The sequence below is a fragment of the Bradyrhizobium sp. CCBAU 11430 genome, from assembly GCF_028128855.1.
Lineage (GTDB): Bacteria > Pseudomonadota > Alphaproteobacteria > Rhizobiales > Xanthobacteraceae > Bradyrhizobium > Bradyrhizobium ottawaense.
In genome coordinates this window covers 128,357-146,515 of the sequence record NZ_LBJV01000064.1, presented here as the reverse complement: position 1 = coordinate 146,515, position 18,159 = coordinate 128,357, and the positions used below count along the sequence as shown (strand labels likewise).

Annotated in this window: 17 protein-coding genes; 4 read left to right on the top strand and 13 right to left on the bottom strand. The window is 64.6% G+C overall.

What is annotated here, in order from left to right; genetic code table 11:
- Positions 1-48: 48 nt before the first annotated feature.
- From gyrB to rpsT, 9 genes are all read right to left on the bottom strand, one after another.
- Positions 49-2,484, bottom strand: a complete 2,436-nt coding sequence (gene gyrB / locus XI04_RS23880) for a DNA topoisomerase (ATP-hydrolyzing) subunit B (protein WP_028139542.1) — start codon at positions 2,482-2,484, stop codon at positions 49-51.
- Positions 2,485-2,767: 283 nt separating this feature from the next.
- Positions 2,768-3,469, bottom strand: a complete 702-nt coding sequence (locus tag XI04_RS23875) for a hypothetical protein (RefSeq protein WP_271610269.1) — start codon at positions 3,467-3,469, stop codon at positions 2,768-2,770.
- A gap of 72 nt (positions 3,470-3,541) precedes the next feature.
- The gene (locus XI04_RS23870; protein WP_271610270.1) at positions 3,542-5,698 is read right to left on the bottom strand and encodes a hypothetical protein; all 2,157 of its coding nucleotides are present in this window, start codon (positions 5,696-5,698) and stop codon (positions 3,542-3,544) included.
- A 157-nt stretch (positions 5,699-5,855) separates the two neighbouring features.
- Entirely contained in the window at positions 5,856-6,599 is a 744-nt protein-coding gene (locus XI04_RS23865; RefSeq protein WP_028139545.1) for a hypothetical protein, read from the bottom strand.
- A gap of 119 nt (positions 6,600-6,718) precedes the next feature.
- Entirely contained in the window at positions 6,719-7,855 is a 1,137-nt protein-coding gene (recF, locus tag XI04_RS23860; RefSeq protein ID WP_028139546.1) for a DNA replication/repair protein RecF, read from the bottom strand.
- A gap of 88 nt (positions 7,856-7,943) precedes the next feature.
- Positions 7,944-8,309 carry an endonuclease domain-containing protein gene (locus XI04_RS23855; protein ID WP_028139547.1) on the bottom strand — a complete coding sequence of 122 codons (366 nt, stop codon included), beginning with the start codon at positions 8,307-8,309 and terminating at the stop codon, positions 7,944-7,946.
- Between the two features lie 210 nt (positions 8,310-8,519).
- Positions 8,520-9,638, bottom strand: a complete 1,119-nt coding sequence (gene dnaN / locus XI04_RS23850) for a DNA polymerase III subunit beta (protein WP_018319464.1) — start codon at positions 9,636-9,638, stop codon at positions 8,520-8,522.
- Positions 9,639-9,898: 260 nt separating this feature from the next.
- A complete protein-coding gene (gene dnaA / locus XI04_RS23845; protein ID WP_028139548.1) occupies positions 9,899-11,308 on the bottom strand; it encodes a chromosomal replication initiator protein DnaA in 1,410 nt (469 codons plus the stop codon).
- Between the two features lie 1,243 nt (positions 11,309-12,551).
- Positions 12,552-12,818, bottom strand: a complete 267-nt coding sequence (rpsT, locus tag XI04_RS23840; protein ID WP_018319466.1) for a 30S ribosomal protein S20 — start codon at positions 12,816-12,818, stop codon at positions 12,552-12,554.
- 378 nt (positions 12,819-13,196) lie between these two features.
- Between rpsT and XI04_RS23835 the strand changes: the two genes are divergently transcribed.
- The 3 genes from XI04_RS23835 (at position 13,197) to XI04_RS23825 (ending at position 15,228) form a co-directional block, all read left to right on the top strand.
- Entirely contained in the window at positions 13,197-13,514 is a 318-nt protein-coding gene (locus tag XI04_RS23835; RefSeq protein ID WP_028139549.1) for a hypothetical protein, read from the top strand.
- Positions 13,515-13,683: 169 nt separating this feature from the next.
- On the top strand, positions 13,684-14,340 hold the full coding sequence (gene msrA / locus XI04_RS23830; RefSeq protein ID WP_028139550.1) for a peptide-methionine (S)-S-oxide reductase MsrA: 657 nt from the start codon (positions 13,684-13,686) through the stop codon (positions 14,338-14,340).
- Between the two features lie 153 nt (positions 14,341-14,493).
- A complete protein-coding gene (locus XI04_RS23825) occupies positions 14,494-15,228 on the top strand; it encodes a polysaccharide biosynthesis/export family protein (protein ID WP_028139551.1) in 735 nt (244 codons plus the stop codon).
- A gap of 1 nt (position 15,229) precedes the next feature.
- On the opposite strand, the gene XI04_RS23820 is transcribed toward XI04_RS23825, so the two are convergent.
- On the bottom strand, positions 15,230-15,712 hold the full coding sequence (locus XI04_RS23820) for a hypothetical protein (RefSeq protein ID WP_038949410.1): 483 nt from the start codon (positions 15,710-15,712) through the stop codon (positions 15,230-15,232).
- Between the two features lie 227 nt (positions 15,713-15,939).
- Entirely contained in the window at positions 15,940-16,611 is a 672-nt protein-coding gene (locus XI04_RS23815) for a dienelactone hydrolase family protein (protein WP_271610271.1), read from the bottom strand.
- A 60-nt stretch (positions 16,612-16,671) separates the two neighbouring features.
- On the opposite strand from XI04_RS23815, the gene XI04_RS23810 reads away from it, so the two are divergent.
- Positions 16,672-16,809 (top strand): hypothetical protein, encoded by a 138-nt coding sequence (locus XI04_RS23810; protein WP_157158790.1) that lies wholly within the window; start codon positions 16,672-16,674, stop codon positions 16,807-16,809.
- Positions 16,810-16,856: 47 nt separating this feature from the next.
- Here the strand turns inward: XI04_RS23810 and XI04_RS23805 are convergent, their stop codons facing one another.
- Both XI04_RS23805 and XI04_RS23800 read right to left on the bottom strand, forming a co-directional pair.
- The gene (locus tag XI04_RS23805) at positions 16,857-17,195 is read right to left on the bottom strand and encodes a hypothetical protein (RefSeq protein WP_028139554.1); all 339 of its coding nucleotides are present in this window, start codon (positions 17,193-17,195) and stop codon (positions 16,857-16,859) included.
- A 25-nt stretch (positions 17,196-17,220) separates the two neighbouring features.
- Positions 17,221-17,985: an alpha/beta fold hydrolase gene (locus XI04_RS23800; protein ID WP_271594049.1), complete on the bottom strand. Its 765-nt coding sequence runs from the start codon at positions 17,983-17,985 to the stop codon at positions 17,221-17,223.
- Positions 17,986-18,159 lie beyond the last annotated feature (174 nt).

The window sequence follows — 18,159 nt, the reverse complement described above, 5'->3', positions numbered from 1 at the left end:
GGATGGCCGGGACAAGCCCGGCCACGACGCTGTGGAAGCAGCGAGCCCTCAGATGTCGATCGTCGCGCTCAGCGAATGTTCCTGGATGAAGTCGCGGCGCGGCTCGACCACGTCGCCCATCAGCTTGGTGAAGATGTCGTCGGCCTCGTCGACCTCCTTGACCTTCACCTGCAGTAGCGAGCGCACGTCGGTGTCGAGCGTCGTCTCCCAGAGCTGCTCCGGGTTCATCTCGCCGAGACCTTTGTAGCGCTGCAGTGAGATGCCCTTGCGGCCGGCCTCGGTCACCGCCTCGAACAGGTCGACCGGGCCATGGACCATGTGCTCGGTATCCTTGCGCCGCAGCTTGCCGGAGCGGGCGTAGACGTCCTGTAGCTTCGTTGTGTACTCGTCGAGCTTGCGGGCTTCGGCCGACCCCAGGAACGCATCGTCGATCACAGCGGCTTCCTTGACGCCGCGCACGGTGCGCTCGAACTGGAAGCCCTGGCCTTCCACATATTGCCCGATCCAGCCGCGCTCGACCTCTTCGGCCTGATTGTCCAGCCGGCTCGCGATGTATTGTGCGGCGGCCGCAGCGTTCTCGGGATTGCCGTAGATCGACTTGTTCAGCACGCCGGTGATGGCGGCCTGCTCGATCACCTTGCGGTTATAGCGGCTGTGCAGATTGCGCAGGATGCTGCGGACCACGCGGGCGTCGTCGACCAGCGCGCGCAGATCGCGGCCGGACCGGTCGCCGCCGGTGCCGGGGATGTACACGCAGTCGTCGAGGCCGGCGTCGATCAGATAGTCCTCCAGCGCCCTCTCGTCCTTCAGATACTGCTCGGACTTGCCGCGTGAGACCTTATAGAGCGGCGGCTGGGCGATATAGAGATAGCCGCCGTCGATGATGTCGCGCATCTGCCGGTAGAAGAAGGTCAGCAGCAGCGTGCGGATGTGGGCGCCGTCGACGTCGGCGTCCGTCATCACGATGATCTTGTGATAGCGCAGCTTCTCGATCGAGAACTCGTCGCTGATGCCGGTGCCGAGCGCGGTGATCAGCGTGCCGATCTGTTCCGACGACAGCATCTTGTCGGGGCGTACGCGTTCGACGTTGAGGATCTTGCCGCGCAGCGGCAGCACCGCCTGGAATTCGCGGTTGCGGCCCTGCTTGGCGCTGCCGCCTGCCGAGTCACCCTCGACGATGAAGAGTTCGGATTTGGCCGGATCCTTCTCCTGGCAGTCGGCGAGCTTGCCGGGCAGCGAGGAGACCGAGAGCGGGCTCTTGCGCGTCAATTCGCGCGCCTTTCGCGCAGCCTCACGCGCGGCGGCGGCCTGGATCACCTTGCCGACGATCATCTTGGCTTCGCTCGGATGCTCCTCGAACCAGGCCTGGAGCGCCTCGTTGAGCACGTTCTCGACCACGGGGCGCACTTCCGAGGACACCAGCTTGTCCTTGGTCTGCGACGAAAATTTCGGATCGGGCACCTTCACCGACAGCACGGCGGTGAGGCCTTCGCGGCAATCGTCGCCGGTCAGCGCGATCTTTTCCTTTTTCGCATTGGCCTCGGCATAGCCGTTGACCTGGCGCGTCAGCGCGCCGCGGAAGCCGGCGAGATGGGTGCCGCCGTCCCGCTGCGGGATGTTGTTGGTGAAGCACAGCACGTTCTCGTGGTAGCTGTCGTTCCACCACAAGGCCGCCTCGACGCCAATGCCGTTGGCTTCCGCGCGCACCATGATCGGCGCAGGCACGATCGCCTTCTTGTTGCGGTCGAGATATTTGACGAATTCCTCGACGCCGCCGGAATAGTGCATCTCCTCGCGCTTCTCCACTGCGTGACGCATGTCGGAGAGGGCGATGTTGACGCCGGAATTGAGAAAGGCGAGCTCGCGCAGCCGATGCTCGAGCGTGGCGAAATCATATTCGATGTTCTTGAAGGTCTCGCCCGAAGCGAGGAACGTCACTTCGGTGCCGCGTTTGCCCGGCGCGTCGCCGACCACCACCAGCGGTGCGACGGCATCGCCATGGGCGAACTCGATGTAGTGCTCCTTGTTGTCGCGCCAGATTCGCAAGCCAAGCTTGCTCGACAGCGCGTTGACGACGGAGACGCCGACACCGTGCAGGCCGCCGGAGACCTTGTAGGAGTTCTGGTCGAACTTTCCGCCGGCGTGCAGCTGGGTCATGATGACCTCGGCTGCCGAGATTCCTTCGCCCTTGTGGATGTCGACGGGAATGCCGCGGCCGTCGTCGCGCACGGTGACGGAATTGTCGGCATTGAGCACGACGTCGACGCGCGTGGCGTGGCCCGCCAGCGCTTCGTCGATCGCGTTGTCGACGACTTCGTAGACCATGTGGTGCAGGCCCGAGCCGTCGTCGGTGTCGCCGATATACATGCCCGGGCGCTTGCGAACGGCATCGAGACCCTTGAGCACGCGGATCGATTCCGCGCCGTAATCGCTCGGATTGGAGGGCTCGTTTTCGGCAGGTGTCTGCCGAGCAGGTTCTGTCATGAGAGGCCTTCGAGATGTCGCCCGAATCAGCCGCGCAAAAGGCGCTGATTTGCGAGCTATTTGTGCCATGAAAGAGAGATTGCGCCTAGCGCAAAGTATCTTCCGGCAACCCTTTGACTAAATGGGGTTTTTGGGCCGGTTTTCAAGGTGTTCGAAGGCCGATTCTGGGGCTCGCGAAAAGCCCGATTCGAGACCCCCTTTTTAGCCTTCAAAGGCGTGGATTTTGCGGGGTCGCAGCGACCTGTTCCGACGTGCTGTGGCGCCCGGGAACAGGTCTGTGGGGTCAGTAGATCTGATCCGGCTTCCTGTCGTCGTCACCCAACTGGAGGGACCAGGTCTCGCCTGCGGCCACGGTGATGGTATCGGTGCGCAACGTATGGCCCGACACGACCAGCTGGTAGGAATACGTGCCGGGCGGCAGATCCAGCGTTTGTGGGTGATTTTCGCCGCCCGCGATCTTGATGGTCTGATCGTTGATCGCGAGCGAAGCCACGCCGGGCGCAAGATAGCCGAAGATCAGCCGCGCTCGTCCTGGCATCGGCAGGAAATTGGCCTTGGCCACGGCCTCCGTATTCCGCTGCACCAGCTCGACAATGGTCTCGTCCTTCGCACGGCCAAGTTTCAATGTTGCCGGGCCCTTCGGGGAGACGAAGGCGAGCTTAGCGTGATCGGCGGCAACCACAGTGCCGTCAGGCTTTTCCTCCCAGCCGCGCTTTGCGAGCTCCGTGCGGTAGAAGGCGAGCACAGCAGTGAGCGGGGCCTGCACATGGGCTTCGAGTCCGACCCGCAGCGGGATTTCGATGCCGGTCGCATGGGTGGTGTTGGAGCTGGAGGAGCTGTGTTGCTTCGGCACTGGCATGTCGGCGTTGGGATCCGCCGGCGTGAGTGCAGCCGAAGTGTGCGGTGATAGATGCGGTATCCATCCGCCGGCATTTGCGGCGATCAGGCCGCCCGCGAGGAGGGCGAGACCGCACAGCGGCAGCAACCAGCGTGCCGGACCTCTCATCACAGGCTTTATTGTCGTCATGTTCGTTCCCGGCATCAGGGGCCCGGTAGATCAGTACATCTGCAGCGGCAGCACGTCGCCGCTCGGCCCCACCAGGAGGCCCCAGGCGTCGCCGGCGGCGACGGTGAGGGTCTCGGTGTGGGCCGGGCGCCCGGGCATGCGCAGGGCGTACTGGTAGGTGCCCGGCAGCAGGTCGAGCATCGGGCCTTTCGGCGATTGCGGACCGCCGGCGCCGGCCGCGATCTTCACCGTCTGCTTGTTGATTGTCAGCGAGGCTTCCTTCGTCCCGATATTGCCGAGCATCAGCCTGGCCTGGCCGGGCTTCGGCATGATGTCGGCCTTCACAGCGGCATCCGGATTCTTCTGCGCCAGGCTGACCGTGGTCTCGCCTTTGGCGCGGCCGAGCTTGAGCACGGCCGGGCCTTGCGGCGAGGTGAAGTCGATCTGTGCGCGTTCGGCGGACACGGTCGCGCCGTCGGCCTTTTCCTGCCAGCCGAGCTTGGAAAGCTCGGCCCGGTAGAAGGCCAGGACATCGCCGAGCGGGGCCGCGATGCTGGCTGCCAGCTCGCGGCGGAACGGCATCTCGCTTCCCGGCATTTTGGTGGTGGCGAGCGAGGTCGACGACCGCTGCGTCGGCACGGGGAGCTGGGATTCAGGGTCGGGCTTGAGCGGCTCGGAGGATTTGGCCTGCACTTCGGCGGCGGCCGTCGGCTTCGCGGCGGCCATCACCAGCCCCGATCCGTCGGCGCGGACATTCACCTTCGGGCCCATCTGCATCACGGTCATCGAGATCGACTTGCCGCTCTTGGAGAATTCCATCATCGCCATGTTGAGCTGGTTGATGACGGAGGGTTGCTCCTTCCAGCCGGCGGGCTTGAGTGACGCGCGATAGAACGCGGTGAGCGCCTTGACGCTCGAGGTGGAGGAGAATTCGAGATGGCCGTCATTGCCTTCGAACTTCACGCCCTCGGCGGTCTCGGGCAGCGGCACCGGCGTCTTGCTGTCGGCGAGCGCATTCAGCGGCGTATCCGACAGGGCGGCCGCCTGCGTCTTGCGCCTGGCCTCATCGGCGGCAATGAGCTGCTGAGCCGCCCCCAAAGCATCGCCGAGGAACCTTGCGTCCGCCTCCTTCTTCGCCTTGGCGCGGGCCGCAAGTGCGGAGTCCTTCACCTGCGCGGTCAGACTGATCATCGTGAAATCATATTTGCGGCCGAGCCGCAGCACGCCGGTTTCCTCCGCCGATGAGACATTGATCGCGATCTCGTCGCCGGGCGCGAGCGGCGCGTTGCCGTCTTCCCGCCAGCCGCGCGCGGCGAGCTCGCGGTGATAGAAGGCGAGCACGGCGGGAAGCTCGGCCATCGCGGCGGCCGACATCTCGCGCTTGTTGGAGCTCGCGCTGCCAAGACCCCTTGCAGATTTGGTCAGCTTCGGCCGCGGCAGGCCGGCCATGTCATCGTCGGCCTCGAGCTCCTGGGGCAGCGCGAACGGCGCCACCCGGATGTCGACATTGGTGCGGCCGTCGTCGCGTCGTGTCAGGGTCAGCATCACTGGCTTCTGGTAGATGTGCGTCGCGTCGCGATCGGGGTGATCGTAAAAGACGCGCACGCCGTTCGGGACGGTCCCGTCAAGATCGGCGTTCGGCCAGCGCGAGGACGTTTCAGGCGTGAGCTTGCGCCAGCCGATCGCCGCCATTTCCTTCGCAAAGAACTCCGAGGTCGCATCGAACGCGCCGGGCGCGATGCAGCCGAGATAGGGTCGGGTCTCGTCGAACGCGAGATCGGTCGCGCCGTCCGGGAACGGCACGTTCGCATAGATCCGGTTCGGCGTGTAGAACACGGCGGATTGGTCGGAGCGCCCGCGCGCCTGTGTGAAGGAGACGCGCAGCCCCAGCCGACCCTTCTTGAAGGTCAGCGCGGCACTCTTCTCGTCCAGCGGATACACATAGGGCACCCAGCCGTCGGCCCTCAGCAGCTTCTTCGTGGCGTCCGACGTGGCGGCAAGCGCGGTCGGCACAGTGTAGATGACGCGATAGGTGTCGGGGTGCGAAGTATCCTCCACCGCGCCGTCCAGCCGCGGCAGCGTATGGACGTCGACGAAGCTTTCGTCTGCCGCGTCCGCGGGATACGACGTGCTCGCCATCGCGAGAACGCCGCAGGCAAGCAGCAGCCATCTTGCCGGGACTTGCGCCCCAAGCGGGATCATCGGCATCGTCAAACTCCTGGGTGTTGCGCGGGCCGTCGCCCTGCGCATGGGCAGACTGCGACACCTCGGCGCGCGGCCTCAGACGAGAAGTCGCGATGGGAACCGGAGAGGTTCAACGGACGGCGTACGAGCGGCGTCACGGGCCTGATCAGGCAGGCATGGCTCAATACAGCTGGAGCGGCGGCCAAGCGTCGCCGTCGCGCCCGATCGTGAGCTCCCAGGTATCGCCGGCGGTAAGGGTGAGGACGTTCGTGGTGGCTGAATGGTCCGGTACGGTCAGTTCGTAGGAATACTTGCCGGGCGCCAGATCCAGCGACACGGCATTGGCGCCGGCGGCGCGTTTGACGGTTCGTGCGTTGATCGTGAGCGCCGCGTCCCTCCCGCTGATATTGCTGAACACCAGCTTGGCCTGGCCGGGTTCGGGCATGATATTGGCCCGAATCGCCGCATCGGCGTTCTTCTGCACGAGATGGATCGAGGTGCTGCTGTCCTTGCGGGCGAGCTGGAGTGCGGCCGGCCCCAGCGGGGAGGCGAAAGCGAGCTGGGCGTGATCGGTTGCGATCACCGCGCCATCAGGCTGTTCCTGCCAGCCAAGCTTTCCGAGCTCCGTGCGATAGAAGCTGAGGACGTCGCCGAGCTCTGCGGGCACGGTGGTTTCGAGCCTGGTGCGGAGCGGGGCTTCGACGCCGGGCATCACCGTGGTGTGGGTGCCTCGATAGAGGTAGCGGGTCGGCGCGGGCAGCCGCGCATCGGGATCCGGCGCGAGCGCGACTGAGAACAGTGGCGACAAATTCGATACCCAGGCGCCGGCGCTTGCGGCGAGCAGGCAGCTCGCGAACAGAGCGAGGCCGCACGCAAGAAGTTGCCATCGCGCAGGAGCTCTTGCCCCGTGCCTTACCGTCGTCATGCCTACGCTCCAAGCATCGCGCGTGTGGGAAATACCGCGCGATTGCACAACGGCGGCACCGTCGGCGCCGCTTCAGACAGCTAGTCGCTGATGGAACAGAGCGGGTTCAACCCGGAGGCCTAGCGTCGCGACGAGACCTGTCCGCTCTCGACGTCGAAGACTTCGCCTCCAGCGCCGATCTCGGCGAAGGCCGCCGGGTCCGCGCCGGTCAGCCACACCTGCGCGCCGAGCTTGCGCAGCTCGTCGAACAGCGCGGCGCGGCGGTTCGGATCGAGATGGGCGACGACCTCGTCGAGCAGCAGCAGCGGCACGATGCCGGTCATCTCGGCGACCAGACTCGCATGCGCCAGCACCAGACCGATCAGCAGCGCCTTCTGCTCGCCCGTGGACGCATCGCGCGCCGGCATGCTTTTCGGCGCGTAGATCACCTGGAGATCGGTGAGATGCGGGCCGTCGGTGGTGCGGCCGGCGATGGCATCGCGCGGCCGGTTGTCGCGCAGGATCTGGCGGTAGCGGTCCTCGACCGACGTCGCCGTCTCGGTCAGCAGCGCGTTCTCCATCCAGCCGTCGAGCGCGATCTGCGCCGAGGGAAAGGCGGAGGCCTGCGCGCGTGCATTCAGCATGCCGGTGAGCCTTGCCGCGGTCTGGCCGCGCGTTGCCGCGACCGCGACCGCAAGCTCCGCGGTTTCGCGCTCGATCGCGTCGCACCAATGGTCGTCGTAATTGCGAGTTTCGAGCAGGCGGTTGCGCGAGCGCAGCGACCGTTCCAGCGCGTTGATGCGGCTGGAATGCTCGTTGTCGATCGCCAGCACCAGGCGGTCGAAGAAGCGCCGCCGTTCCGAGCCTGCGCCCATGAACAGCCCGTCCATGGCCGGCGTCAGCCACACCATGCGGATATGGTCGCCGAAGGCCGTCGCGGACCCCACCGGCTCGCGGTCGATGCGGCAGCGCCGGCTTACGGCGGCGTCAGAGCGCGGTGCATCAATGCCAGTGCCGAGCGTGGCCAGCCCCAGCGCGCCCTCGACCTGCGCGGAGACGGCCCAGGATCCGTCGCCCTGGTTGTCGGCGACGTCTTCCAGCGTCGCCCGCCGCAAGCCCCGGCCCGGCGACAGAAACGAGATCGCCTCGATGCAATTGGTCTTGCCCGCCCCGTTCGGCCCGACCAGCGCCACCATGTCAGCCGCCGTCTCGAGCCCCGCCGCCCGATAATTGCGAAAATGCGTCAGCGTCAGGCGATGAATGCGGGAGGGGGTCATCAGTTATTCGTTCTGGCGCGATTCTTCCCCTCTCCCCTTGTGGGAGAGGGTGGCGCCTCACGCAGTGAGGCGACGGGTGAGGGGTATCTTACCGCCCGGCAAGCTTTGCAAGGATATCCTCCAATACAGAAGCGGGCTGCTGTAGCACGTCGTTGTTCCAGTAGCGCAATGTCCAAAACCCTTCGGCAGCAAGCGTCGCCTCACGCGTCGCGTCTCGCTGCGATTCCGAGTGTTGGCTTCCGTCGATCTCGATCACGAGGCGCTTCTCGAAGCAGACGAAATCGAGAATGTAGTTTTTGAACGGTACCTGTCGGCGAAACTTGAAAGTGGAGAGCCGACGATCCCTCAGCAAGCGCCACATTGCGGTTTCAGCATCGGTTGGTTCGTGCCGCATGTTCTTCGCGAATTGGCGGAGACGCTTGGCGACTGGCCGATGGGATGGCTCCTGCGGCACGAACCCCTCACCCGACTGAGTGTGTATCCGCCAGCGGAGATGCCCTCTCCCACAAGGGGAGAGGGCACAACAATGTGCGTCGCGCTTGTGGCGACAGGGAAGGCTGTAGCTTCACCCTCCCCCCTTGTGGGAGAGGGTGGCTTCGCGCAGCGAAGCCGGGCGAGGGGTTGTCTCCGCGTACAAGGTATCCCGAGAGGAGGAGCACGTCCCTCACACCCGCATCGGCATCAGCACGTACAATGCGCTTTTGTCGTCGCGGTCTTGCACCAGGGTGGGCGAGCCCGGATCGGCAAGCCTGAGCGTTGCGACGTCGCCTTCGATCTGGGCTGCGATGTCGAGCAAATAGCGGGAGTTGAAGCCGATATCGAGGGCGTCGGAGGCGTATTCGACCTCGAGCTCTTCGGTCGCGCTGCCGGAATCCGGATTGGTCACCGACAGCACCAGCTTGCCCGGCGACAGCGACAGCTTCACCGCCCGGCCGCGCTCGCTGGAGATCGTCGAGACGCGGTCGACCGCGTTCTCAAAGTCCTTCTTGTCGACGACGAGCTCTTTGTCGTTGCCCTGCGGGATGACGCGGCCGTAGTCGGGGAAGGTGCCGTCGATCAGTTTCGAGGTCAGCACGACGTTCCCGATCGTAAAGCGGATTTTTGCCTGCGACAGCTCGATCGTCATCTCGGCGTCGGTATCCTCGATCAGGCGCTGCACCTCGCCGACGGTCTTGCGCGGCACGATCACGCCGGGCATGCCCTCGGCGCCCTTCGGCTGCACCAAATCGAGCTGGGCGAGGCGGTGGCCATCGGTGGCGACGCCGCGTAAGGTGGCGGCCTTGGGCGTGCCGGCGGCGTGCAGGTAGATGCCGTTGAGATAATAGCGGGTCTCCTCGGTGGAGATCGCGAACTGGGTGCGGTCGATCAGCCGCTTGACGTCCTTGGCGGCGAGCGAGAAGGAGTGCGACATGTCGCCGGCGGCCAGATCCGGGAAATCATTCTCCGGCAGGGTCTGCAGCGTGAAGCGCGAGCGGCCGGCGCGGATCGCCAGCACCGCGCGGTCGCCGTCGGCTTCCAGCACGATCTGCGAGCCGTCGGGCAGCTTGCGCACGATGTCGTAGAACATGTGCGCTGGCACGGTGGTGGAGCCCGCGGTCGCGGTTTCCGCCGGCAGCGTCTCCGTCACCTCGAGATCGAGGTCGGTTGCCTTCAGCGACAATTTGGCGTTTTCGGCCCGGACCAGCACGTTGCCGAGGATCGGAATCGTGTTGCGGCGCTCGACCACGCGGTGGACGTGGCCCAGTGACTTCAGGAGTTGCGCGCGTTCGACCGTAACCTTCATTGCACTACTCGCCCGATCCCCAAAATGAAGACGCCGGGCGGTCGAAAAGCCCCGCCGCGGCACCGATGACCCCGGCAGGTCAGGGCCATCCAACCGATATGACCAAAGCCGCCAGGGTCGCGCAAGGTGGCTCGGATGGCCCCCGGATTCAAGGGATCGGGGGCCAGTTCCGCACGATTCCCACGATTTACCGCCCAAATGAAAACCGCCGCCCAGGCATGGCCGGGGCGGCGGGAGAATGGCAGGAGTGCCTTAGGCGTTTATTCCTGAAGCTGGCGCTTCAGCGACTCCACTTCCTCGGACAGCGCGGTGTCCTTGGAGACCAGGGCCTCGATCTTGCGCACGGCGTGCAGCACCGTGGTGTGGTCGCGCCCGCCGAAGCGGCGGCCGATCTCGGGGAGTGAGCGCAGGGTCAGCGTCTTGGCGAGATACATCGCCACCTGGCGCGGGCGCACCACGTTGGCGGTGCGGCGCGAGGAGAGCAGGTCGGAGCGGCTGACATTATACTGCCGCGCCACCACGCGCTGGATGTCCTCGATCTTGATCCGCTTGGGCTCCTGCGGCCGGACCAGGTCGCGCACCTCGTGCTCCGCCATCTCCAGCGTCACCGGCCGGTTGTTGAGCTTCGAGTGCGCCAGCAGGCGGTTGATCGCGCCTTCGAGGTCGCGGCCGTTATGGGTGATGGTGCGCGCCAGATAATGCAGCACCTCCTCCGGTACCTCGAAGGTCGCATGATGGGCGCGGGCCGCGGCGACGCGCGACTTGAGGATGCCGTGACGCAGCTCTTCGCCGAGCGAGCCCATCTCGACCACGAGGCCGCCGGCGAGCCGCGAGCGGACGCGGTCATCGAGGCTTTCGAGATCGGACGGCGGCCGGTCGGCGGCGATCACGACCTGGCGGCCGGCATCGATCAGCGCGTTCAGCGTGTGACAGAACTCGGCCTGGGTCGACTTGCCCTGCAGGAACTGCAGATCGTCGATCACCAGCACGTCGATGCCGCGTAGCGCTTCCTTGAAGGCCAGCGCCGTCTGCGTCTTCAGCGCGGCGACGAAGCCGTACATGAATTTCTCTGCCGTCAGGTACAGCACCTTGCGCTCGTTACCGGAATTGCCGGCCCAGGTCACCGCCTGGAGCAGATGCGTCTTGCCGAGGCCGACGCCGGCATGGATGTAGAGCGGGTTGAACATCACCGGGTCGCCGCGGCGACCTTCGGCGACCTGACGCGCGGCTGCATGCGCCAGCGTGTTGGAACGGCCGACGACGAAGCTCGCGAAAGTCAGGCGCGGATCGAGCGGCGAGCCGCCGAGCGCATCGTGATTGGCCGACACCGGCGCGGTCGCGGTCGAGCGCAGCTCCGGTGTGGGCGTGCGTCGCGTCTCGACCGGCGCGGGGGCTTCCTTCGGCTGTATCACCGGGCGCACGGCCGAACGCACCGTGAGGTCGATGCGATGCACTTCCGGCATCTCGGCCTGCCAGCACGACAACACGCGCTCGGCATAATGAGCCTGAATCCAGCTCTTCAGGAACCGGGTCGGCACCGAGAGGCGCACGCTCTCGTCCTGCACGCCTTCCAGATCCATGCGCGCAAACCAGCTCGTGTAAACGTCTTCGCCGACGGTCGAGCGCAGCCGACCCTTCACGCGTGACCAGCGATCCTGTTCCATTGTCATCGTCAAAAAACTTCTCTTGAGAGATAAGGTTGCGTGGTGAGCGCCATGCAGGGGTTCCCTGGTCATGGCGCGACCTCAAGCGAGTCCATCGTCAGGCATAGCTCGACCGTTCGGCGCAAACGCCGCGGGTCAGATCAGCGATGTCGGAGATGGAGAGTTCGCGAGGTCAGCGCGTACTCGACGCGCCCTCGCACGTGGGAGGCTGAACGCTGGACGGATCGGAGACGGCATCGTTGAACGATGGAACTTGTGTCAATACCGCGTTGAATCCGTAGGCCATGATACCTCCCCGTCCTGCCGTGATCGCTCACGACAAGGTCCTGCTTCTGAAGACACCCGCGACGAAAAATCGCTGATGCCCTGCCCGTCTGCACTGTTCGTCCGCTCGGCTTCGCCATCGCTCGTGTCGGGGTAACTTTGCGATGTCCGTGCGTCTCGCGCGATCGGGATACGCAAGATCCCGCTTGGAGACATTCAGACAAAGAGATACCATTCCCATATTGCTATGGGTTTTTGATCCGACATTCGCTTTTTGAAGCGTCGCCTACGTGCACACCGCCGCCGATTTGCACGCTCGCCCCGTTTCCTAAACCGCGCTGGTCTGAAGATCGTGGGCGCCGCTGACGACTTAAGGAATACACTATGCGGAAAGACTCGCAACGAAATTGATTCACACTTGAGGCGTCAAAAAACTTGACCTCGGTTAACGCCGCGCGGGAGTTGTTCACAGGCTCGGAAGCAAGTTTTTGGATTCGTGCACAGAATCGAGAATGCCGGGCATCATGTGACAATTCTCCGTCACTGCTAAAAAAATTTTTACAAATTCGTCACGCGCCGGACGTGTCGGCGAATTTTCCAAATGCTTGCGGTCGCTATGTCGATAAGTGATTAGCGAGACATCGCTTTTTGAGTCTCGTTTCACAGGGTAACTCCATAGCCACGCGCGTTCCGGTGAATCTACGGTGTGCAGAACTCCTGCGTGCGCGAATTCATCTTAGCCCCGCAGCACAGGGGTTTTTGCAACGCGGTGAAAGTTTCCACTGTTGCAAGACATCGGCAGGTAGAACTACGGAACGAAGAATAGCGCAGGCGGTGCAAACCTTCCGATCGAAGATCGACTGTGGCGTGACCGGTTGAGTGAATATGACTGGCAACAAAAAAGCCCGGCGCGATGCCGGGCTGTTTGACGCGTGCGATGTTCGATCGGATCGGCCGACCGATTGGTTCGCCGTTACCTGGCTCGTTACTTGGCGAGCTTGGCGATCTGCGCGGTGAGGCGCGAGACTTTGCGGCTGGCGTTGTTCTTGTGAATGATGTTGCGCTGGGCGGCGCGCATCAAGGCGGGCTCGGCATTCGCCAGCGCCTTCACGGCAGCGGCGCGGTCGCCGGTCGCGATGGCTTCTTCGACGTTACGCACGGCACCGCGCATCTGGGTGCGGCGCGACTTGTTGACGGCGGTGCGGCGGGCGATCTTGCGCGTCGCTTTCTTGGCGGAAGTGGTATTGGCCATGGTCTCAATATCCTTTGCGGGTACCGGTCGCGTCTTGGTCGGGTAGCGCCGGCTTGCTTGACCGCGGAATCGACGCTCGGATTTAGGGTGTTCGGTTGCTGGGCTGTCCCCGGAACATGAGGCCGCAAAGAGCTCTAAGCCCAGGGAGCCTGCAACTGCTCAAAGAACAGCGGCGGCAGGATTGCGCCCGCCGCCAGTTGGCGCCCTTATAGAGAGGGTCTTCGGCACCGTCAACGCTTTCCAGGCTGGAAAAGCGGCCCCCGGGGCGCTCCAGGGGCGTCGTAACGCCCTGAAGAGGTTGAATTTCTGCCGTCTCCCGGCTATTGGCTGGCGGCGTTTTGTCGGCTCCTCCGATCGGACGACCATATAAGGTGAGGCATGATCCGCGGTTTTTTCCGACTGATTGGGCTGTTGCTGCTCGCTGGCGGGTTCATCTTCATGGTCTATGACGGCGCCCGCTGGGTGGCCGACCAGACCCTCAAATTCACCCGGTTCGGCCAGTTCTGGAACGACATCAATCAGGCCAGCCAATCGGCATTCCGCACCTGGGTCGAGGCCAAGGCGCCCTGGCTCTGGACCTCGGTGATCCGCCTGCTGCTGGATCAGCCGGTGTTCGCCGTCCTCGGCATTCTCGGCATCCTGCTGATGATCCTGTTCCGGCCGCGGAAACCGCTGATCGGCTATTCCCGGGATTGAGCTTCCCGCCGGGATTGATCCTCAATTCCCGGGATTGAGCGCTCGCGAGGCGAGCGGCGTAACAAGGCCGCTCTCGCCAGCGTAGATCCCTATATTCCCACCTGATCGCGAGCACGCCGCCTGAGCATCTGGCTCGGGCGACGGACGGCTCGTCTGCGGAGATCCAATCATGCTGTTCATGCGCAAGACCACCGCATTGCCGAGCGCAACTGAAGCGCTGCCTGGCCGTGCGCAAGCCATTCCGACCGCGACCACCCATTTCGTCAACGGCAGCAAGCTCAAGCCGCCTTATCCCGCTGGCCTCGAGCAGGCCGTGTTCGGGCTCGGCTGCTTCTGGGGCGCCGAGCGCAAGTTCTGGCAGCTCGGCGATGGCATCTACACGACCGCCGTCGGCTATGCCGGCGGCCATACGCCGAACCCGACCTATGAAGAGACCTGCTCGGGACGAACCGGTCACACCGAAGTGGTGCTGGTCGTGTTCGATCCGAACAAGCTGTCTTACGAGAAGCTCCTGCAGACGTTCTGGGAGAGCCACAACCCGACGCAGGGCATGCGTCAGGGCAACGATGTCGGCACGCAATATCGTAGCGCGATCTACACCTATTCCGATGCGCAGAAGAAGGCGGCCGACGAGTCGAAGGCGCTCTATCAGAAGGCGCTTGCTGCAAAAGGCCTCGGTGCCATCACCACCGAAATCGCGCCATCAGGCGAATTCTATTTCGCTGAGGACTACCATCAGCAATATCTGGCGAAGAATCCCGCCGGCTATTGCGGCTTAGGGGGCACCGGCGTGTCCTGCCCGATCGGCGTCGGCGTGAGCGCGTAGGTCCCACCAGAAGTTCGTCATGCCCGGGACAAGCCCGGGCATGACGGAGTGTGCGGCAGCTATCGCGCCCGCAAAGCACCCCGCCCCGCTCAACGCTTTATTAACCATAACCGGTGCATCACTTAAGCCGTCTCGTTTCGAGGGATTGGTCCGGTGCCGGTTGCACGCGCGTTTCGATGGTCGATCTTGGCAGCGTCCCTGGCAGCGTCCGCCGCGCTGACCCTTGGCGGCTGCATGCAGACCGCCGGCCCCGTCGCGGTGATGCAGCCGCGCGCCGATCTCGATTCCATGGCCTATGGCCAGCCCTACAGTGCGCCGCAGCCGGTTGTCGTCGCTGATGGCGGCGGCGCCATCGGCGCGCTGCGTAATTCCTTTGCCTCTTCGCCCGCACCGATGCCGGTCGGCTACGCCGCGCCGATGCGCTATGACGCTTCCTACCATCTCGACGCCGGCGACAAGCTCCGCGTCGTGGTCTACGGCCAGGAAGGTCTCACCAACAGCTATGCCATCGACGCCGGCGGATCCATCACCATGCCGCTGATCGGTGCAGTGCCGGCCCGCGGCCGCACCACGGCGGGCCTTGCCGGCGAGATCGCCGCGCGCCTGCGCAACGGTTACATCCGCGAGCCCTCGGTCGCGGTCGAGATCGAGGCCTATCGCCCGTTCTTCATTCTCGGCGAAGTCACGGCGCCCGGCCAATATCCTTACGTGCCGAACATGACGGTCGAGAGTGCGGTCGCAATCGCCGGCGGTTTCTCGCCCCGCGCCAAGCGCGACGTGGTCACCATCACGCACACCGAGAACGGCGGCTCCATGCGCGCCGTGGTGCCGCTCGGCACCCCCTTGAACCCCGGCGACACCGTGTTCGTCGGCGAGCGCTGGTTCTAGCTCACCGCCTGAAATCCAGCCGCCCGTCAGGAAAACATCCATCGATCCTGTTAGCGTCGATGACGCGTCCGACCCATGGCCGTGTGATCGCCGGCGTGGTCAGGTTGACATATTTTCCGACCAGCCGATCCGCGCCCTCGCGTGCGGCCTCGATCAGCCCGTGCCGGCGGCCATTGTCCCAGTCGAAGCGCAGATAGATACGGCTGCCCGTGATGCGCACTTCCGCGCGCCCTTGTTTCCACGTCTCCGCCGTGTCGCCGGCGATGGTCGGATCGGCGCCGCCGTTCCAGCGGCTCGCCCAGATGCCTTCGAGCGGATCGGATGGCGCTGCGATCGCTGCCCACGCCGGCGCATTGCCGTCCGCGGCACCGCCAGGCAGCGTGGCCGTCGCGGCATAAGCCATCACTTCGTAATCATCGGGTGAGGGGACATCCATGGTTCCGAACGGATTGCGGATGACGAGGTGCGTGATGGCTTGCGGCATGGCGATCTCCCGGCGTGAGTTGGCTCGATTGGCCAGCTCTATCGCCGGGCGGCAGGATGCAGCCACCCGATTCCTGCTTTGAGATGGCGCAACTCTCTCCTCTTGTCATTCCGGGGCGCGCGATAGCGCGAGCCCGGAATCCATCGCGCCACCATCGCTGACGCCCGATGGATTCCGGGTTCGACGCTGACGCGTCGCCCCGGAATGACAGACGAAAGAGACGCGCCCTATTTCAAATGCTTCGCGAAAAAGTCCATGCTGCGCGGCCAGGCGATGTCGGCGCTGGCCTTGTCGTAGCTCGCGCGCTCGTCGCAATGGAAGCCGTGCTGGGCGCCCGGATAGACGAACACCTCCACCTCCGGCCGCTTCGACTTGATGGTCTCGACGTCGGTCAGGGGGATGCCCGCATCCTTCTCGCCGAAATGCAGTTGCGTCGGCGCCTTCGGCGTCTCGTCGGCGAAGCGCACGACCGCGCCGCCGTAATAGCCGATCGCAGCCTTCAGTCCCGACAGCCGGGTCGCCGCGACAAAGGCGATGCTGCCCCCCAGGCAAAAGCCGATGATGCCCACCGGGCCCACGCTCTTCACCGCATCGATCGCGGCCTGGGTGTCGCGCAGCATCGCCGCCCAATCGGGGCTGGCGACGAACTTGCGGGCTTCGGCGATCTCATCGGGCGAATAGCCCGACTGGAAGCCCGGCGTGGTGCGGTCGAAGATCGACGGCGCGATCGCCACATAGCCTTCCCCGGCGAGGCGGTCGCAGACCGAGCGGATGTGGTGATTGACGCCAAAGATCTCCTGGATCACCACCACCGCGCCCTTCGGCGTACCACCGGGATCGGCGCGATAGGCGCCAAACTGGAAATTGTCGGAGGCCGTCAGCTTGATGTCGTGTCCCACGCGGGTTGTCCTTCTTGGTTGGTCGTCGATAGGGAAATTCGCTCGTTCCACAATCTCGTCATGCCCGGGCATAGCCGTCTGAAGGACGGCGTCGCTTCGCTCGCCTATGTCCCGGGCATCCACGTTCTTGGTGCCGCACGGAAGATCGTGGATGGCCGGGACAAGCCCGGCCATGACGAAGCCGAAACTTCAGCGTAAAGCTCCGCTCATCATGCGCCGTGGTCCGAGGCCGTGAGCGGCAACACCTACTCCCACATCCAGTTCTCGCCGTAATCCTCCTTCCACCCTGCCAGCCGTCCATGACGGAATTGCAGGAACAGGCGGTGGCGGTAGGGGATCAAGCCGCTGCCGCCGATGTTGCGCAGCGCGAGATAGATCTCGTTGCCGGGACGCCCGCGCACATATTGCAGCGGCTGCCCGAGGGCGCGGGCGGTTTGCTCGGCATCCATGCCGAAGGCGAGCGGCGTATTGTTCGACAAGGTCGTGACGAAGGGCTGGCGCGGCGGCACAGTGCCGAAGGGTTCGGCGTGCGCTGCCGACAACAGGGCCGCTGTTGCGCCCGCCGCGAAGATCGCTCGCATCATGGTCTTGCGTCCCTGATTGTCCGGCCTATGCCGGCAAGTTCTTCAGGAAAGGCTCGACCGCGTCAACAAAAGCCTTGGGCTGATCGATGTTGACGGCGTGGCCGGCCGCGGGGATCACGACCTTTTGTGCGCCGGGGATTTTTGCCGCCATGTAATCGGACGCGGCGAGGAACGGCGTGTCGTCGGCGCCGACCACGATCAGGCAGGGCACCCTGATGTCGGGCAGCAGCTCGATCACGCGCGCGTCGCGCTGGGTCAGCATGCCGCGCGCGGCGAGCGCCAATCCCCTGGCGTCGCGATGGCTTGCGGTGGCGCGCTCGCGGGTGGCCGATTTCAGCATGTCGAGACCTTCGCGATCGAGCTTGTCGGCGGTGCCGAGTGCCCGCGCATTCCAGGCATCGCGGGCGTCGTCCTTCTTGAAGCCGGGCCCCGTGTCGATGATCAGCAGCGCACGGGCGGCTTGCGGATAGTTGCGATAGAACGCGAGCGACATGTAGCCGCCGAGCGAGAGACCACCGATGATCGCGCGCTCAGCGCCGACAGCGTTGAGGATCGCCGCCATGTCGCCGACCGTCAGAGTTTCACTATAGGCGTTGGGATCATCGGGATAATCGGACTGGCCGTGGCCGCGCATGTCCCACAGCACGAGCATGTGGTCCCTCGCGAGCGCATCGACCTGCCCATGCCACATCGCCGACGTCGAGGAATAGCCGTGGGTGAGCAGCAGCGGCGGACCGTCGCCGTGAACTTCGTAGTAGATATTGACGCCGTCGCGATCGATCCTTGGCATTGCTTCCGCCCCTTTCTTTTTGTTCTAGCCGCAATCTCAGTGTTTCACTCTCCCCCTCCAGGGGAGGGTAAGGTTCGCGGTTGGCTGCATTCTACTTCGCCAAGTTACCTGGAAGAAACTGCCTGAAAGCGATGGCACGCATGTCTGACGCACGCGCTGTTGTGTCCAGTGGCT

What these genes read in the sequence shown, in the direction of transcription:
- XI04_RS23870 (WP_271610270.1), bottom strand. Translation starts at nt 5,698, where the DNA reads ATGCCGATGATCCCGCTTGGGGCGCAAGTCCCGGCAAGATGGCTGCTG.
- XI04_RS23865 (WP_028139545.1), bottom strand. Translation starts at nt 6,599, where the DNA reads ATGACGACGGTAAGGCACGGGGCAAGAGCTCCTGCGCGATGGCAACTT.
- gyrB (WP_028139542.1), bottom strand. Translation starts at nt 2,484, where the DNA reads ATGACAGAACCTGCTCGGCAGACACCTGCCGAAAACGAGCCCTCCAAT.
- XI04_RS23805 (WP_028139554.1), bottom strand. Translation starts at nt 17,195, where the DNA reads ATGATGCGAGCGATCTTCGCGGCGGGCGCAACAGCGGCCCTGTTGTCG.
- recF (WP_028139546.1), bottom strand. Translation starts at nt 7,855, where the DNA reads ATGACCCCCTCCCGCATTCATCGCCTGACGCTGACGCATTTTCGCAAT.
- XI04_RS23810 (WP_157158790.1), top strand. Translation starts at nt 16,672, where the DNA reads ATGCCCGGGCATAGCCGTCTGAAGGACGGCGTCGCTTCGCTCGCCTAT.
- XI04_RS23835 (WP_028139549.1), top strand. Translation starts at nt 13,197, where the DNA reads ATGATCCGCGGTTTTTTCCGACTGATTGGGCTGTTGCTGCTCGCTGGC.
- msrA (WP_028139550.1), top strand. Translation starts at nt 13,684, where the DNA reads ATGCTGTTCATGCGCAAGACCACCGCATTGCCGAGCGCAACTGAAGCG.
- XI04_RS23800 (WP_271594049.1), bottom strand. Translation starts at nt 17,985, where the DNA reads ATGCCAAGGATCGATCGCGACGGCGTCAATATCTACTACGAAGTTCAC.
- dnaA (WP_028139548.1), bottom strand. Translation starts at nt 11,308, where the DNA reads ATGACAATGGAACAGGATCGCTGGTCACGCGTGAAGGGTCGGCTGCGC.
- rpsT (WP_018319466.1), bottom strand. Translation starts at nt 12,818, where the DNA reads ATGGCCAATACCACTTCCGCCAAGAAAGCGACGCGCAAGATCGCCCGC.
- dnaN (WP_018319464.1), bottom strand. Translation starts at nt 9,638, where the DNA reads ATGAAGGTTACGGTCGAACGCGCGCAACTCCTGAAGTCACTGGGCCAC.
- XI04_RS23820 (WP_038949410.1), bottom strand. Translation starts at nt 15,712, where the DNA reads ATGCCGCAAGCCATCACGCACCTCGTCATCCGCAATCCGTTCGGAACC.